Origin of the sequence: Rhodospirillum rubrum ATCC 11170 (genome assembly GCF_000013085.1) — a bacterium.
Classification (GTDB): domain Bacteria; phylum Pseudomonadota; class Alphaproteobacteria; order Rhodospirillales; family Rhodospirillaceae; genus Rhodospirillum; species Rhodospirillum rubrum.
In genome coordinates this window covers 3068507-3083477 of the sequence record NC_007643.1, presented here as the reverse complement: position 1 = coordinate 3083477, position 14971 = coordinate 3068507, and the positions used below count along the sequence as shown (strand labels likewise).

The 14971-nt window shown below is 64.2% G+C and carries 16 protein-coding genes; 10 read left to right on the top strand and 6 right to left on the bottom strand.

What is annotated here, in order from left to right; all coding sequences use genetic code 11:
- Positions 1-19: 19 nt before the first annotated feature.
- From RRU_RS13710 to RRU_RS13690, 5 genes are all read left to right on the top strand, one after another.
- Positions 20-295 carry an acylphosphatase gene (locus RRU_RS13710; RefSeq protein ID WP_011390404.1) on the top strand — a complete coding sequence of 92 codons (276 nt, stop codon included), beginning with the start codon at positions 20-22 and terminating at the stop codon, positions 293-295.
- Positions 296-491: 196 nt separating this feature from the next.
- The gene (locus tag RRU_RS13705) at positions 492-1142 is read left to right on the top strand and encodes a hypothetical protein (protein WP_011390403.1); all 651 of its coding nucleotides are present in this window, start codon (positions 492-494) and stop codon (positions 1140-1142) included.
- Positions 1143-1404: 262 nt separating this feature from the next.
- Entirely contained in the window at positions 1405-1830 is a 426-nt protein-coding gene (locus tag RRU_RS13700) for an Hpt domain-containing protein (protein WP_011390402.1), read from the top strand.
- 4 nt (positions 1831-1834) lie between these two features.
- Positions 1835-2860, top strand: coding sequence for a threonine-phosphate decarboxylase CobD (cobD, locus tag RRU_RS13695; protein ID WP_011390401.1), 1026 nt, complete (start codon positions 1835-1837; stop codon positions 2858-2860).
- A gap of 447 nt (positions 2861-3307) precedes the next feature.
- The gene (locus RRU_RS13690; RefSeq protein WP_011390400.1) at positions 3308-3571 is read left to right on the top strand and encodes a hypothetical protein; all 264 of its coding nucleotides are present in this window, start codon (positions 3308-3310) and stop codon (positions 3569-3571) included.
- A gap of 111 nt (positions 3572-3682) precedes the next feature.
- Here the strand turns inward: RRU_RS13690 and RRU_RS13685 are convergent, their stop codons facing one another.
- Both RRU_RS13685 and RRU_RS13680 read right to left on the bottom strand, forming a co-directional pair.
- A complete protein-coding gene (locus RRU_RS13685) occupies positions 3683-4807 on the bottom strand; it encodes an alpha-1,4-polygalactosaminidase (RefSeq protein ID WP_011390399.1) in 1125 nt (374 codons plus the stop codon).
- Positions 4798-5928, bottom strand: a complete 1131-nt coding sequence (locus RRU_RS13680) for an NAD(P)/FAD-dependent oxidoreductase (RefSeq protein ID WP_011390398.1) — start codon at positions 5926-5928, stop codon at positions 4798-4800. The genes RRU_RS13685 and RRU_RS13680 overlap by 10 nt, the downstream gene beginning before the upstream one ends.
- Positions 5929-6216: 288 nt before the next feature.
- On the opposite strand from RRU_RS13680, the gene RRU_RS13675 reads away from it, so the two are divergent.
- Complete coding sequence (locus tag RRU_RS13675) at positions 6217-7182, top strand: DUF3179 domain-containing protein (protein ID WP_014626430.1); 966 nt, start codon at positions 6217-6219, stop codon at positions 7180-7182.
- Positions 7183-7232: 50 nt separating this feature from the next.
- On the opposite strand, the gene RRU_RS13670 is transcribed toward RRU_RS13675, so the two are convergent.
- The 4 genes from RRU_RS13670 to RRU_RS13655 all read right to left on the bottom strand — a co-directional run bounded on the left by RRU_RS13670 (position 7233) and on the right by RRU_RS13655 (position 10628).
- The gene (locus RRU_RS13670) at positions 7233-7739 is read right to left on the bottom strand and encodes a hemerythrin domain-containing protein (protein ID WP_011390396.1); all 507 of its coding nucleotides are present in this window, start codon (positions 7737-7739) and stop codon (positions 7233-7235) included.
- 5 nt (positions 7740-7744) lie between these two features.
- The gene (locus RRU_RS13665; RefSeq protein ID WP_011390395.1) at positions 7745-9049 is read right to left on the bottom strand and encodes a hypothetical protein; all 1305 of its coding nucleotides are present in this window, start codon (positions 9047-9049) and stop codon (positions 7745-7747) included.
- Positions 9046-9282, bottom strand: coding sequence for a DUF2249 domain-containing protein (locus tag RRU_RS13660; protein WP_011390394.1), 237 nt, complete (start codon positions 9280-9282; stop codon positions 9046-9048). The genes RRU_RS13665 and RRU_RS13660 overlap by 4 nt, the downstream gene beginning before the upstream one ends.
- 98 nt (positions 9283-9380) lie before the next feature.
- Complete coding sequence (locus RRU_RS13655) at positions 9381-10628, bottom strand: glycerophosphodiester phosphodiesterase family protein (protein ID WP_011390393.1); 1248 nt, start codon at positions 10626-10628, stop codon at positions 9381-9383.
- 204 nt (positions 10629-10832) lie between these two features.
- Between RRU_RS13655 and RRU_RS13650 the strand changes: the two genes are divergently transcribed.
- The 4 genes from RRU_RS13650 (at position 10833) to RRU_RS13635 (ending at position 14832) form a co-directional block, all read left to right on the top strand.
- The gene (locus RRU_RS13650) at positions 10833-11750 is read left to right on the top strand and encodes an alpha/beta fold hydrolase (RefSeq protein ID WP_011390392.1); all 918 of its coding nucleotides are present in this window, start codon (positions 10833-10835) and stop codon (positions 11748-11750) included.
- A 336-nt stretch (positions 11751-12086) separates the two neighbouring features.
- Complete coding sequence (locus tag RRU_RS13645; protein WP_042440170.1) at positions 12087-12647, top strand: class I SAM-dependent methyltransferase; 561 nt, start codon at positions 12087-12089, stop codon at positions 12645-12647.
- A 119-nt stretch (positions 12648-12766) separates the two neighbouring features.
- Positions 12767-13879, top strand: coding sequence for a hypothetical protein (locus tag RRU_RS13640; RefSeq protein ID WP_011390390.1), 1113 nt, complete (start codon positions 12767-12769; stop codon positions 13877-13879).
- On the top strand, positions 13876-14832 hold the full coding sequence (locus RRU_RS13635) for a methyltransferase domain-containing protein (RefSeq protein WP_011390389.1): 957 nt from the start codon (positions 13876-13878) through the stop codon (positions 14830-14832). Before RRU_RS13640 ends, RRU_RS13635 begins: the two co-directional genes overlap by 4 nt.
- The last annotated feature ends 139 nt before the right edge of the window (positions 14833-14971 follow it).

Sequence of the window (14971 nt, the reverse complement as noted above, 5' to 3'; positions counted from 1 at the left end):
GAAAAGGGGAGGCTGGAAAATGAAGACCCTTCTGGTCCGCATTTCGGGCAAGGTTCAGGGCGTCTGGTACCGGGGATGGACGGTGGAGACCGCCAAGGGGTTGGGACTGGCCGGCTGGGTGAGGAACCGGGCCGATGGCACGGTGGAGGCCCTGTTCCATGGCCCCGAAGCGGCGGTCGAGGCGATGCTGATCGCCTGTCGCGGCGGCCCGCCCAGCGCCCGGGTCGATGATCTGCGGGTCACCCCGGTCGCCGCCCCCGACCAGCCGGGATTCAGCCAAAAGCCCAGCCTATAGAGCACGATGGAGAGCCCTGCCTGAAAATCGCCAAAAAAGAGACAAGAAACGAACATTCTTCTACCTTCAATGGACGGGCCGGCTCGGCTGGCTTGGCTTTCGTGGGAAGGTCGGGTCTTATCGGGTCTTTCGTCCCCGAGGGAGGGGCCCATCGCGTCCTTTCCATCCTCATTCTTCGTGAAGCAAGGAAATTCCCATGGCGCTCGATCCCGGCGGTCCCGGTCTGGATGATCTGATCGCCTATGCCCACGAGACCCTGGATTATCAGGCCCTGGAGCGCATCGTCGGCTTCTATGGGCCGGCCTATCCCGGCGCCGCCTATGGCGATGCCGATCGCTGGTTTCGTGCGCGTTGGCGGATCATCACCCTGCTTGGCCTGGATCACGCGCCGCCGCGGGCGATCTTGGATCTTGGCACCTGGGGTGGCCATTTCCCGCAGCTCGCCCGCTGGCTCGGCCATTCCTGTCAGGCGATCAATCCGCCGGGCAATCCCCTGCTCGACGAGTTGTGCCGATGGATCGGCATGCGTCCGGTGTCCCATCGCCTGCGCGAAAACAAGGTGCTGCCCGAGTTTCCCTGGTATTTCGATCTGGTCGTGGCCCTTGATATCACCTTCAACCGCAAACCCGACGGCGGCGTGTTCACCCTGCGCGAATGGCGGTTCCTTCTCGATGACCTGAAGCTGAACCATCTGGTGCCGGGGGGGCGTCTGCTTCTGGGCTTTCCCGGCTCGGGCGGGGAAGCCGGCCAGGGACTCGACGATCCGGCCTTGCTCGAGCTGTTCGCCGCCCGGGGCGGGCACCGGCTTGCCGACGAGAACGTCGTGCTGTTCGATCCCTTGCGCTGACAGGGCGGGGTCCTTGCGCCGACAAGGCGGCCCCCTGGCCCCAGCCGGGCGGCAAAGGGCTTGACCTTGGCGGCGGCGCACGCAAATAACAAGGAACAGAGAGCGTCCGTCCGGTCAAAGACCGGCCCTCTCGGTAGGATGACCAAAGGGGACATCACCGCTTCCCGCGTGTTGACGGGGGGCGCGCGCCCTGCCCCTTGCGGACTGTTTTACCGGTTGGGGGGCGTTGGCCCGAAATTGGGCCGGAGAGCGGGGGTGGACCATGGGGTCGCGACAAGAAACGGTCGCCGACGGCGACGGGGTGATCGAGGCCGTGAGCGCGCGGCTGGCCGATGAATACCTGCGCGGGGCCGCCGACGATCTGGTGGTCATGGCGGCGATCCTCCACGAGATGGAGGCCGATCCCGATCGCCACGACGTGCTGCTTCCCGAGATTTTTCGTCTTTCCCATGACATCAAGGGCCAGGGCGGCAGCTTCGGCTATGATCTGATGAGCCGGATCGGCAATAATCTGTGCCGTTATCTTGAAATCCTGGAGGTGCCCTTGTCGGCGGGGCAACTGGCGCGGCTTTCCCTGTATCTTGAAACGATGAGGGCGGTTCTGGGCAATCGCCTGCGCGGCGATGGCGGAACCCGGGGGGCCCATTTGCTGGCCGAACTGGCCTTGACCACGCCTTCGGCCGCGTGACCCGGTGACCCTCCCTTTTCTGTGGCACGGCGGCGCCATCGCCGCCGCCCGGGAGCGCTTTGGCGATCCCGGCCCGCAAGGCTGGCTTGATCTGTCAACGGGGATAGCCCCCGTCGCCTATCCATACAGCCGCCTGCCGGCGCAGGCCTGGACCCGCCTGCCCGATAGCGATCTTGCCGAGGCCTTTATCGGCGCCGTGCGCGCCGCCCACCACCTGCCGACGGCGGCGGCGGTTCTGCCGATCGCCGGAGAACAGGCCATCCTCGGCCTGCTGCCGCTGTGCGACGCCCCCAGCGGCGCGGTCCGCGTGCCCAAGCCGGGCTATCGCGGCCACGCCGAGGCCTGGGCGGCGGCCGGCCGCTGTGTTCACGATTGCGCCGATCCGCTGGAGACGGCCGGCGAGGGCGGCGTTATCGTGGTCATCAACCCCAACAACCCCAGCGGCCGGCGCTGGTCGGCGGAGTCGCTGCTGGCCGCCGCCGCGGCCCAGGCGGCGGCGGGCGGCTGGCTGATCGTTGACGAGGCGTTTGGCGAAGTCACCCCCGATCTCAGCGTTCTGGCTGACAGCGGCCGGCCGGGGCTGCTGGTGCTGCGCTCCTTTGGCAAGTTTTTCGGATTGCCCGGTCTGCGCCTGGGATGGCTGGCCGGGCCGCCCGAGGTGGTCGAGCCCTTGGCCCGGCGTCTCGGCCCCTGGGCGGTTTCCGGCCCGGCGCTGGCCCTGGGCGCGCGGGCCGAGGCCGATGAGCTTTGGCGGGCCGGCCAGCGGCGCAGGCTGGCGCGTCTGGCGCTCAAACTGGATGGGGTTCTGAGTCGCGCTGGCTTGGTGGGACTGGGCGGCACCGATCTGTTCCGGCTGGTCGAGGTTCCCGCCGGCACCCGCGCCCTGGACTGGTTCGAGGGGTTGGCCGCCCAGGGGATCCTGGTCCGTCCCTTCGCCGAGGCCGAGCGCGCCTTGCGCTTTGGTCTGCCCGGCACGCAAGCGGCGCGCGATCGCCTAAGCGCCGCCCTGGCCCGGATGACCTTGAAATGAAAAACATTAAATCCAAAGCGTTTATTGGTGCGGAGTGATCGCTGTCAACGGGCTTTCGGTCATAATCTTACCTCATTGATTTCATCCCACTGTCACCATTGTCTTGCTATATACCAAAGGCTTGTTGGCTGGAGCGGCATCCGGCGACGCGAAAGCTCTCCGAAAATGCCGCGTTGCAACAAGAAGCTCTTGATATTCTTAAGAATTTTTTGAGTGAAACAGCAAATCACGGGTTTATTCGGGATCTCTCCTGTGCCAAGATCATTTGGAGAACACGGCAGGGGCCAACCAGTAAAGGTTGGTCTTGTCCGTGTTTCTCCCCACCCCGGTAAACGAACCCGAATGGGTCCTTGCCGCAGGTCGGGTCGACACAGGGAAGGAAAATCTTTCCGATAAAATTCGGATGGATAACGCAGGGGCCGCAACGGCGGACCAGGGAGAATGGACATGTCAGGCAACGGAACAACGGGCGGGGCTTTGACCCGGCCGCAGGGAACGCGTTTCAGTATCGCCGTTTATAACGCCACCGTCCGGGCTTTGACTCAGGACCGCGTTGTACACGGTCAGTTCGACGCCCATTGGGCTGATATTCAGCACCAGGAGGTGATCGCCGAGGACGCGGCCCAGGCCCGGCGCCTAGCGGCGCGGATCTTCCCACCGGCCGATGGCTTCGTTATCACCGAGGTCAAGCCGCTGGTCGAAGCCGCATAGGGCGGGGCGTCGCCGGTGGTTTTCCGGCTCGGCCGATCGGCCCATAAACCCTCTCCACATCGTCTTTCTTGACCTCCCGGGGGGCGGATCCGTCCCCCGGGAGTAGTTTTTTCACAAGGGCATCAGGGCCTCGTCGCGCATCAGGGCGGTCACCCCGTCAAGCACGATGCCGTCGTAGCCCAGATCCATCAATCCGGCGAAGGCCGCCCCCACCAGGGTCAGCCAGTCGGGATGGGTGTAGTTGATCCAGTAAACGCCATCCTCGCCCGGCACGAAGCCGACGATCCACGGCGGATTGCCCACGGTCCATTCCGGCTTCCAGTAATAACGGGTGTCATCGGCCAGCCCGATGGTCAGACGCGCCAGCACCAGCCGGCGGGCGCCGACGGCCTTGGTCTTCAACGCCTTGACCTGGGGGGCGGTCAGCGGGTCGATGTTCCGGAAAAACGGATCGATGAGCAGCAGGTCGTAATTGGTGCGATCAAGGGCGGCGACCCAGGCATCCTTGGTCTCAAACCGCCGGGTGCTCAGGCCGACCAGCAGATTGCGCGCCTGACCCAGGCTGGTGATCGGCCCCGGGCTTTCCTGGGCCGGCGGGATCTTGGCGGTGGGGGCGAACACCCCGTCGGGCTCGGTGGTGGTCGCCACCATCACCCCGTCCTTCTGACCGGCGCTGACGGCGGCGCGGGCCTGGGCCTCGTCGGCGCAGGGTTCGAGGGATATGAAAAAGAAGCCCTCGCGCTTGAGCAGGGCGATCTCGTCGGTGGTCACCAGGGCGTTGGGATCGCAGTAGCGACGATCCAGGACGAAACCATCGATGGCCCGGGCGAAGCGCCGGTGGAGGGCGCCAATCGGCAGCAACGCTTCCTGGGACAGCGGCACGCCGGGCGGGATCTTGAGGATCGACAGGTCACGCTCGCGCTTGGACTGGGTCGCCAGCATGGTGCCGCCGCGCACCAGCACCCGGAAGGCCGGATCGCGGGCCTTGCCGTATTCGGCCAGCTTGCTGATGATCTCGCGCATCATCTCGCGGTAATTGGGAATGTCTTCGGGGGCGACGTCGATCGGCGGCTCGTCATAGACCTGCTCGGTCAGATCGCGACCGTCAAGGATCACCCGGGGACGGTGGGTGTCCTGGGCCTGGAGCGGCGCGCACAGCGCCAGCCCCAGGGCGAAAACCAAGCAGCCGCCGGCGAGGTGCCCGGCCACGTGGGATGAAATAAATCTCAGACGCACCGGGCTTCCTCCGCCACCAGATCGGCGATTGCCAGACAGGATGTCAATCCGGGCGATTCTATTCCGTAGAGGGCTATGTAACCGTTAACGCCGGTCGCCGAAGGGCCATGGATGACGAAATCATGGGCCGGTTCGCCGGCGGCCTGGATTTTCGGGCGCATGCCCGAATAATCGGGGGTGAGGCGCTCGGCCGTCAGCTCGGGCCAATAGCGGCGGATCGCTTCGACGAAAGCCAGGGCGCCGTCGGCGGCGACCCGATAGTCGAATCGCCCGGGATCGGGATCGTCAAGCCAAACAGCATCGGGGCCGAAGCGGCCGCGCCCGGCCAGATCGCGGGTGTAATGCAGGCCGAGCGAGGCCTCGCCCGGGGTCGGATAGATCAGGCGCTGGAAGGGCGGGCGACCGCTCAGGCTGAAATACGATCCCTTGCAGACATGGTGGGGGGGAACGCGGGCGGGATCGAGGCCGATCAGGGCCCGCGACAGCGCCGAGGCGCCATGGCCGGCGCAATTGATCACCGTGCGCGCCTCCAGGGTCATCGGCTCGGCGCCGCCGACCTCCAGGGCAAGGCCACCCGCCAAGACCCGGCCGCCGGTCACCGGAGCCTGGGTGACAAGCAGGGCGCCCCGCGCCTCGGCCTCGCCAAGCAGGGCCAGCATCAGGGCGTGGCTGTCGATGATGCCGGTGCCCGGCGAGTGCAGGGCGGCGGTGCAGCGGAGCGCCGGTTCCATCGCCCGGGCTTCGGCGGCGGTCAGCCAATCAAGGGTGACCCCGGCGCTTTCGGCGCGGGCGCGGATCGCCCGCAAGCGCTCCAGCTCGGCCTCTCCGCCTTCTTCCGAGGCGACGATCAGCTTGCCGCAGATCAGGGCGGTGACCCCGGCCTCGGCGCAGAAGGCCAGAAGCTTGGTCCGGCCTTCCACGCAGAGGCGGGCCTTCAGGCTGCCCGGAGCGTAATAGAGACCGGCATGGATGACCTCGCTGTTGCGCGAGGAGGTGGCGGTACCAAAGGAGGGTGCCTGCTCGAGGATCATCACCTCGCGCCCGGCCCGCGCCAGGGCCCGGGCGACGGCCAGCCCGACCACCCCGGCCCCGATAACGACGCAATCGACGGCTTCGCTCATTCGGCTTCCTTGCCCCCCTGTCGCTGACGTGGCTTAAGTGACCACCGTTGCGCGGCCCATGCAAACCCAACCGCGCGCCAATGACAAGCCGCCCTGTCGTCCACGCCTTGGGAGATCCGATCGATGCCCCGTTTCCTCCGCACGCTTTTGGGATCTGGCGCTTTGGTGGGTCTGGTCGCTGGCCCGGTGGCGGCGCGGGAGGCGCCTTTAGTGGTGACGACGCGGGACGCGTCAACACCTGTGACGACGCGGGACGCGTCGATGACCGACCCGACGCGGGACGCGTCAATGAATGACCCGACGCGGGACGCGTCGAGTACCAAGGTCCCCTATGACTGGACCCAGGAGTTTCCCAAGGCCGATTGGTCGCGGTTGCGCATCGATCCGGCCGAGATGGCGTCGGGCGGACCGGTGCGCGGCGGCATTCCGGCCATCGACGCTCCGACCCTGCGCGCCGCCAAGGCCATTCGCCCGCTGCAGATCGGCGAGGCCGAGCCGGTGATCGGAGTCAGCCTGAATGGCGAAATGCGCGCCTATCCGCTGTCGGTGCTGATCTGGCACGAGGTGATCAACGATACCCTGGGCGGCCTGCCCATCGCCGTCACCTATTCGCCGCTGTGCAATATCACCCGGGTTTTCGATCGGCGGGTCGGCGAGGCCGTTCTTGATTTCGCCGCCACCGGGCGTTTGCGCCATTCCTGCCAGATGCTGTTTGATCGCCAAAGCGAGTCGTGGTGGGAACAGGCCAGCGCCCGGGCGGTTTCGGGCCTCTATGCCGATGAAACCCTGCGCGCCCTGCCGGCCCGCCTGGAAAGCTTCGCCGCCTTCAAGGCGCGGGCGGGCGAGGGGGCGATGGTCGTCATTCCCGGCCAGCCGTCCAAGCGCCAATACGGCGCCAATCCCTATTGGGGCTATGACCGCGCCGACAAACCGATGTTCAGCGAGGGCCCCTTGCCCGACGGCATTGCGCCGCTGGCCCGGGTGGTGGCGGTGGGCGAGCGCGCCTGGGCGCTGGACCTGCTGAGCGAAAAGGGGCGGATCGAAGACGGCGATCTGGTGATCGACTGGGCGCCCGGTCAGCAGAGCGCTGTCGATGCGCCGCTGATCGCCAAAAGCCACGCCGTGGGCGGGGCCATCGTCTCGCGCCGCGGCGCCGATGGCGCCCTGAGCGAGGTTGAGCACACCGTGCCCTTCGCCTTCGCCTTCCACGCCCTGCATCCCACGGCGACCATCCTCACCCGCGACGGCCGTTAATCGCCCACCCCCTGGGGTTAGGGCAGAAGGCGCGGCCGGGATTGGGGAAGCTAACCCCGCGCCGCGCCGCGAAGGGCGGCCAGGGCCTGATCGTCGGAGTCGTCCAAGACCTGGGCGAGGGCGGCAAGCAGGCCCATTTCCTCTTTCTGGATATGGAAAACCTCGCGCGCGATCAGTTCGCCGGCCCGCAGGCGCAGATCCTGCCACGCGGCCTCCCCGATGACGCCAGCCTCGAGGACGCCCAGGATGCGGGCGCGCAAATCGATGGCCATCGGCCGGATGTCGTCGTGCTCGCTCCTCAGGATCTCGACCATGCCACACGATCCGCTGGCGGCGATGCGCGGGAACAGGTGGGTTTCCTCGAAGGCGAAATGCAGGGTGACATCCTCTTCGAGCACGCGGGCGGTTTCGCCGAGCACGGCGCGGATGGCTTCATCGAGCACCGGGGGCTTGCGCGGGGTCAGCACGACCTCGAGCGCGCCGAGCGCCTTGAGGGTGGACTGATGGTCGTCGTGCAGGCCGCTGCCGGTGGCGGTGCCAGAGAAAAAGCCGCTCATGGGGGTCATCCTTGGTGGGGGGGAGAAGGGGGACGCTTGGGGCCGACGGCGCGGCGATGGGCCAGGGCGCGGACGGCGATGGTGGCGAAGAACGCGCCGAGCACCGCGCTATCGGCGAGGCCAGCCAGCCCGGCCAGCCGGATGGGCAGCGCGGCTTCGACCCCGACACCGATCAGCAACAGGGCCAAGGCCAGGACGTGGAGCAGGGCGAGGACGGGTAGGGCCGCCGGCCAGGACAGCCGGGTGATGGCGATCGGCCGGGCGCAGCTATTGACCGTATGCATCGAGGTGAGGAAGGGCACGATGCGCTGAAGCACGCCGAGCAGCAGGGTGAGCAGCCAGCCCGGCAGCAGTAAGACGCCCATGACCAGCGGGGAAACGATGCCGGCCAGGGCGCCGGCTCCGGCGACCAGGGCGGCGGGCAGCAGCCCCCAAGACAGGCGGATCAGCCAGAAGGCCGGATCCAGGCGCGGGCGCAGGCGTCGGCCCATGATCTGCGCCATCAGCCGCAGATGGGCCAAGCAGGTGACGCCGCCGGCCGCCAGCCCGGCCCAGACCAGGGCGGGCACAGAAAAGACCAAGCCGCCGGCGGCCAGAAGCACCGCCAGGGCGCCGAGCAGCAGGGCCGGGCGGGTGGCGGCGCGGGCGGGCGGATCGGCGATGGCGAGCATCGGCACCAGCACCCCGGAAAACCCCAAGCCCACCTGACCCATGAAGCCAAAGGCGGCGATAATGCCATGGGCATGGGCAAAGGCTTGATGATCGGCCAGCAGGCCTTCGCCGTAATCGGCGCCGAGCAGGGCCCCCATCCCCCCGGCCAGCCCGAGAAAGCCCAGAGCCAACACATTGGCCAACAGCACATCGGCCAGCCCCGAGCGCCGGCCGCGCCAGAGCAGGCGCAGCCACAGGCCGAGGAAGCCGGCCACCGCCGTCGCCAGCAGCCGGGTGCCCCATTGGGCGATTTGGCTGTCGTAGCCGGCAAAGCCCGCCGCCAGCAACCCAAGCCCGGCGACCAGCAGGCCAAGGATCGTCGTCAGGACGGGGGCCGGGGGGGCGTCTTGCAAGGTGATGACCGGCAGGATCTGCGGCACCACCAGGGCGACGGTGGCCAGCAGCACGCCGATGCCAAGCAGGTGAAGGGCGGCCACCCCGGGGCCCGGACCGCCCCAGGTCAACAGGGCCGTTGGCGTCAGGGCGAGCAGGCCCCAGGCGGCGCCCAGCGACAGGCAGACCACGGTCAGGATGCAGGCCGGAATCAGCGGGGCGACCAGCCGACGATTGGCTTCGCCCAGGGCGAGACCGATGCTCATCGCCTGCGCGCGGGAAAAAGCCGCAGCCGGGCGCCATCAAGGCCGACCGACAGCACATCGGCGTCCCAGCCCCGGCGTTCGAGTTCTTCAAACAGTGGCGCCGGATAATGGGGCAGGGTCACGGTGAAGGGCGCGGTGGCCCGGCCCTCGTCGATGCGGGTGAGAATGGCGACCATCGGCGCCGGGGGCGCGAGGCCGCGCAGATCCAGATCGGGGGAGGTGTCGTCGTCCATCAAAAGGTCGCCCTCAGGGAATGGCTGTGAGGGCGACCTTGGTCCGGGCGGGGGGCGCCCGCCTTGAGGATGGTTAAGTTCGCTAAAAAAGCCGGGGGCTATTTCAGGCCCATGCACGAGGCGTAATAGGTGGTGGTCGCCGGCCAGTCGGAGAAGACGCCGATGACGCCGACATCCTTGGCCAGCACATCGAGAAGGGTCATCATCGCGCCATCGCTGTTTACCGCCTTGGTGATCGAGGAATAATACCAGCCGCCGCCGGTCGCCAGCGGGCCGGAGCGCTCCAGGCTCCAGGTGACGATGGCCAACCCGGCCTCGCGCGCCCGTTTGGCATAGACCGAGGGAACGATGCGGTTATCGGCGTCAAGGGTTACCAAATACCACAGCGGCGGCCCGATGACCTTGACCCCCTTGGCGACCAGCTCTTCCATGGTCGGCGACCAACTGGCCGGATCCATCGGGCTGAAGCCCTTGGTCTCGTCGCGGTCATCAAGATAAACGGCGTTGCGGGCGAAATCGGGGAATTTTTCGGCCCAGAAATAGACGTCGTTTTCATCGAAGGACTGGGCGTGAACCTGGGCCGGATCGATGCCGGCGGCACTATAATCGTTGATCATCTGGCTGGCGTAATCGCTTTGGCTATAGCTGCCCTCAAACGGCATCGCCACGCTGGGGCTTTTCAGTTCGGGCGTGAAGCCGACGCCCAGAGACTTGAACAGGGCGATGCTTTCGGCATGGGTCATCAACGTGCCGTGGGTGGCGTAAAGATCGGTGCGCCATTTCGGCGTGGCGTTCATGTAAGCGGCGATGGTGGTCGCCGTCGGATCGCTGGCGTCCATCTTGCCCGACAGCGTTTTGAATTCGGCCAGGGTGATATCGCTGGTGCAGCATTTGGCCGAGGCCTTCTTGCCGCTCGCCGCATCGGCCGGGGTGAAGGGCTCTGTGCATTTTTGCGCCAGATCGGGATGGGCGAGGATATCGGTGGTCGTGTGCAGATCGCATTGGGAATGGCGACAAACCAACTGACGGTCCTTGGTGAAGGTCACGTCGCATTCGACGATGCCCGCCCCCATGCGCGCCGCCGCCACATAGGATTCGCGGGTGTGCTCGGGGAACTGCAAAGGGGCGCCGCGATGGCCGATCGAAAAGGTCGATTTATAGAACGGGCCGGTCTTGCAGGACTCGAGCTTGTCCTTCAAAGCCCCGGGCGCCATGGCGTCGACCAGATAGAACGGCCGGGGGCCGAGTTGGACGGCGGGGTCGTTCTCGGCGGCGCTTGCGGGCAGGGTGAGGGGCAGGCCGGCAAGCACCAAGGAAAGGGCGAAAAGCGGGCGGAAAAAAGTCATCGGGCGTCTCCGGCAGGGAACGGGGCTTGGCCCACCCAGCCTATCAGCGCCCCGTTCCCGTTCCGTGACAGCTTGGCGGTTGTTTGATGACACCTTACGGTGGATCGATCGACCGGCCACTCGCCGATAAGGCGGCGCTTCGCGCGTGATCGCAGCGCCAAGGTCGGATACCCTTGTGGCCTCGATGGACAGGGGAGGACGGGGATGGCCGACGACGAGACGACCCTCCACCGGCTGCGCACGCCGGTTCTTGACATCGCCTATCACGAATTTGGGCCGGCCGGCGGCGAAGCGGTGGTTCTTCTCCACGGCTTTCCCTATGACCCGCGCTGTTATGACCAGATGGCGGCGCGGGTGGCGGCGCGCGGCTACCGGGTGATCGTGCCCTATTTGCGGGGCTACGGGCCGACGCGGTTCCTGTCGGACGACACCCCGCGCTCGGGACAGCAAGGCGCCCTGGCCGCCGATCTGCGCGATCTGCTTGACGGGCTGGCGATCGGCCGCGCCGCCCTGGTCGGCTATGACTGGGGCGGCCGGGCGGCCTGCATCGCCGCCGCCCTCTGGCCCGAGCGGGTGCGCGCCCTGGTGACGGGTGATGGCTATAACATCCAGGATATCAAGGGCTTCGCCCAGCCGCTCGCCCCCGAGGATGAATATCGTTTCTGGTATCAGTATTACTTCCACACGCCGCGCGGCCAAGCCGGGCTGACCGCCCATCGGGCGGCCTTTTGCGACTTGTTATGGCGGCTGTGGTCGCCAAGCTGGGATTTCGATCCGCAGACCTTCGCGCGAACGGCGGTTTCCTTCGAGAACCCGGATTTCGTCGCGGTCGTTATCCAGTCCTATCGCCACCGCTACGGCTATGCCGAGGGCGACCCCGCCTATGACGCCATCGAAGCCCGCCTCGCCGCCCAGCCGGCGATCGGCGTGCCGACGATCTCGTTGTGCGGCGCCGACGATGGCGTCGGCCCGCCACCCGCCCGTGACCCCGATCGCTCCCACTTCACCGGCCCCTATGAACGCCGCCTGCTGCCCGGCATCGGCCACAACATCCCCCAGGAAGCCCCCGAGGAAACCACCCGGGCGCTGTTCGATCTGCTGGAGGGGGGGAGGCTGCGCTGATCGTCGATTTTGTGATTCGGCGCCCCTTGGCGACGCCGAAAAAACGGGGACCATCACCCTGTCATCATGCTCATTCAGAGAACTTGTTTAGGTATTTTCAACGATAAAGGTGTCTTACTTGCGTTTCGACGCGGTTCCTCTCCGTTGCAGGAAGCCGTCCTGCGAGGCTTGTCTGTAAGCTTCACGCAAATGAATACAAAAGAGAAGTTCGTCGCCAAAGGTCATGAGGGAGCTAAAATTCGTTAAATAAATTTGGATGCGCAGTCACCTTCATAAAAAATGATATCGGTTTCTATTAAATTCATAAAATATTCTCTGTAGTTAAAGGTGGTGGTGATGTCGAAGGTCTTGCTTAATATCGGATGTGCGGACGTTGATAAGCCTGGTTATATAAATGTTGATGCAAGAAAAACTAAAGTGACTCACTTGGTTAGCAATGCCTGGGATCTTGATTGTTTTGAAGAAAATTCGGTACATGAAATTTATAGCAGGCATATGTTAGAGCATCTTAATCCTGAATACGCAAAATTGGCCCTGCAAAAATGGTTTTATATCTTAGAGCCAGAAGGAAAGCTGGTAGTAATAGTTCCAGACATCGAGTTCCACGCGCGTCAGTTGCTTGGGGTAAGCCGGAGTTCATTTGGTGATCAGATGGAACATGCTTTTGCCGGCTTCTGGGGCTGGAGGGAAAAAGAACGAGGCGGCAGTGATTTCGATGCCCATCAATGGGGCTATACGGTCGCGACATTAGAGAACGAAATTGGTGCTGTTGGATTTGAACGGATTGAACGTGTCGTTGAGGGGGTGGATTCCGAGCCCTGGCATTTGCAGATGACCGCTCGAAAGCCAATGACGTCGCTTTGTTGTCCCATGGATTTCAGGGGGCCCTTTCCATAGGGTGGTAATTAACTATAGAAAAAGATGACAATGGATGTGCGTTAAGTCCTGTTTTCGTAATTTCTAAGAGTTAATAGGAAATTTCTTTAAATAAGGACCTCTCTCTTGGAGAAAAATTCGTGGTAGTTCCAAAGCTGATAGTGACCGGGGATATTTTTCGTCCGTATCCGTCGGGACAGCGTCATGAAAGTGCCGTTTGGAAGAATGTACGCTGGCTGGACGGGATCGTCGGCACCGCGGCACGCCTCTCCGGTTGGACGGTAACAACGGCCTCCTGGGATCCGCGCCTCCCGTCCCCTGCTATCTATATCGATACTCCGGCTATTTACGAGGCGTTTGGGATCCCTCTAACCATTGCGGGATGGGGAAAATTACTGAGCCAACCCTCCTGTCCGCCGGAAGTGGAAAGCCTTCTTATTGATGCCTTCGCGGCTGACCTCGTGGTTGGCTATGAAATGCCTGATCTTCTGCTGCGGTTGTTGGATCGTGCGGGGATAGCGGTGATCGATATTTCCCTCTATCCGGTGCGTTTCCTTGATGACGTGGTCTTTGCGCTGCGCAGCAATCGTCCCGATATTCATGCCGTTTTGCTCCAGCATGCCGTGCCCCGCGCCGAGATGCTGTTGCAAGCCGGATTGCTCAAAAGCAAAGCCGCCTGGATGGAGCCACCCCTGCGGCAGCCGTTGCGTCCGGGAACCACCGTGATCCTTGGTCAGGTCCCGGGCGATCGTGCCCTTCTCGACGGTGAGACCGGGCGATTCCGATGCCTTGAAGATTATGCCGCGCAACTTCTCGATCTTTGTCTTAACTCTTCAATGGTTTTGTTCAAGCCGCACCCTTATGCCGCCGGACAATCGCAAACCAATAAAGTGATGAGTGAAATCGGGGCTGTGACTTGGGTGGATGCTAATGTTTATCATCTTCTTGCTCAGCCCGAAGTAAGCACTGTTTGCGCACTGAATTCGAGTGTTTTGGTTGAGGCGGAGCTTTTCGGCAAGGATGCGATATGGCTCGCCCCGCCGCTTTATCACTACGGTGATGAATTCCCTGCCGATGCGCGCTTCGGGGCGGCGGTCCCTCTCACTAGCGCTTGGTGCAACCCGGATTTTTGGAGTGCGCTTCGTGGCGAAAAACCAGACGAGTCGGTTGCTTTGACACCGCGACCCAACCGGCTGCGGCGGGCACTCAATGCTGATTGGGGCTTTTCCTCGATGGATAAGGTTGTCGCATGATCGCAATGAAATGGCAGTCTGTTCTTGCTTCGCTAGAGCGGAGTGATTTCACGACGGCGGAAAGAGACGTGGATCAGGAGCTTGCCCATACGCCCCTTGATGCCGATGGCATGATGTTGCGGGGGGTGATCAAGTTAGCTCAGGGGCGTATCGGGGAAGCGGAAGAAGATCTTTGGCGCGCCCTGGCTATCGCTCCGGGGTTGGGGGGAGTCCGCGACGCGCTCGGTGATCTCTTCGTGCATGATATGACTGAGCCTTCTCCCGAGCGCGACTTTTCGCTTGCAAGCGGAGAGCGGCAGACCGCCACCAGTCTGGTGGGGATCCGTGAGGATCATCGGTGTCGCTACGAATTCGCAGCGCTTTGGCTGCGTGATCGTCTAACGCCAGCCCATCGAACAACCGGCATCGATCTGTTTTGCGGCAATGGTTACGGTTCGCGTATGCTGGCCGATCTGGCCGGTTGTCGGGTTGTTGGCGTCGATGGGTCGGCTGAGGCGGTGGCGCAGGCATCGCAGGCCTATGCGGACCATCGCGTGGTGTTTCGACAAGCCTATTTCCCGTTTGAACTGGCTTCACGGTCGCTTGATTTCGCGGTGTCCTTGGAATCGGTCGAACACGTCGCGGATTGTGACGCGTTTCTGGTCGCGTTGGATCAAGCCGTGCGAGGGCCGATCGTCTTGTCGTTTCCGCTTGAAAACACACTGAAATTTGAGATTAACGCCGATCTTTTTTCCTACCATTTCCGTCATTTCACTCTTGAGGAGATGACGGAAAAACTCGCTCGACTCTGTCGACGCAAGATTAGTGCGATCCGTGGGCAGGTGGTCTACCAGTTGCGGGACGGAAGATTGAACGGGTATGTGCCAACCGCTCGGATGTGTCTTACCCCGCTACGATCGGATAGTCAGTTCGCCGTGATCGTGGCGGAGACCGATCCCTCATTGTCCGCATAGGGACGCGGCCGGTCGTAAAGACGGCGGCGCATCTCCCCGCCTATCGGGTGATTGCAGCGCCGACGACGGGCCCGACCCGCCGCCGGCACCGGCCACCCGATCCCCCCAGGAAGCGCCCGGAGACACCAACCGGGCGCCG

Coding starts and splice junctions, on each gene's coding strand:
- RRU_RS13710 (WP_011390404.1), top strand. CDS start 20: ATGAAGACCCTTCTGGTCCGCATTTCGGGCAAGGTTCAGGGCGTCTGG.
- RRU_RS13705 (WP_011390403.1), top strand. CDS start 492: ATGGCGCTCGATCCCGGCGGTCCCGGTCTGGATGATCTGATCGCCTAT.
- RRU_RS13700 (WP_011390402.1), top strand. CDS start 1,405: ATGGGGTCGCGACAAGAAACGGTCGCCGACGGCGACGGGGTGATCGAG.
- RRU_RS13690 (WP_011390400.1), top strand. CDS start 3,308: ATGTCAGGCAACGGAACAACGGGCGGGGCTTTGACCCGGCCGCAGGGA.
- RRU_RS13680 (WP_011390398.1), bottom strand. CDS start 5,928: ATGAGCGAAGCCGTCGATTGCGTCGTTATCGGGGCCGGGGTGGTCGGG.
- RRU_RS13675 (WP_014626430.1), top strand. CDS start 6,217: ATGAATGACCCGACGCGGGACGCGTCGAGTACCAAGGTCCCCTATGAC.
- RRU_RS13670 (WP_011390396.1), bottom strand. CDS start 7,739: ATGAGCGGCTTTTTCTCTGGCACCGCCACCGGCAGCGGCCTGCACGAC.
- RRU_RS13665 (WP_011390395.1), bottom strand. CDS start 9,049: ATGAGCATCGGTCTCGCCCTGGGCGAAGCCAATCGTCGGCTGGTCGCC.
- RRU_RS13660 (WP_011390394.1), bottom strand. CDS start 9,282: ATGGACGACGACACCTCCCCCGATCTGGATCTGCGCGGCCTCGCGCCC.
- RRU_RS13655 (WP_011390393.1), bottom strand. CDS start 10,628: ATGACTTTTTTCCGCCCGCTTTTCGCCCTTTCCTTGGTGCTTGCCGGC.
- RRU_RS13650 (WP_011390392.1), top strand. CDS start 10,833: ATGGCCGACGACGAGACGACCCTCCACCGGCTGCGCACGCCGGTTCTT.
- RRU_RS13645 (WP_042440170.1), top strand. CDS start 12,087: ATGTCGAAGGTCTTGCTTAATATCGGATGTGCGGACGTTGATAAGCCT.
- RRU_RS13635 (WP_011390389.1), top strand. CDS start 13,876: ATGATCGCAATGAAATGGCAGTCTGTTCTTGCTTCGCTAGAGCGGAGT.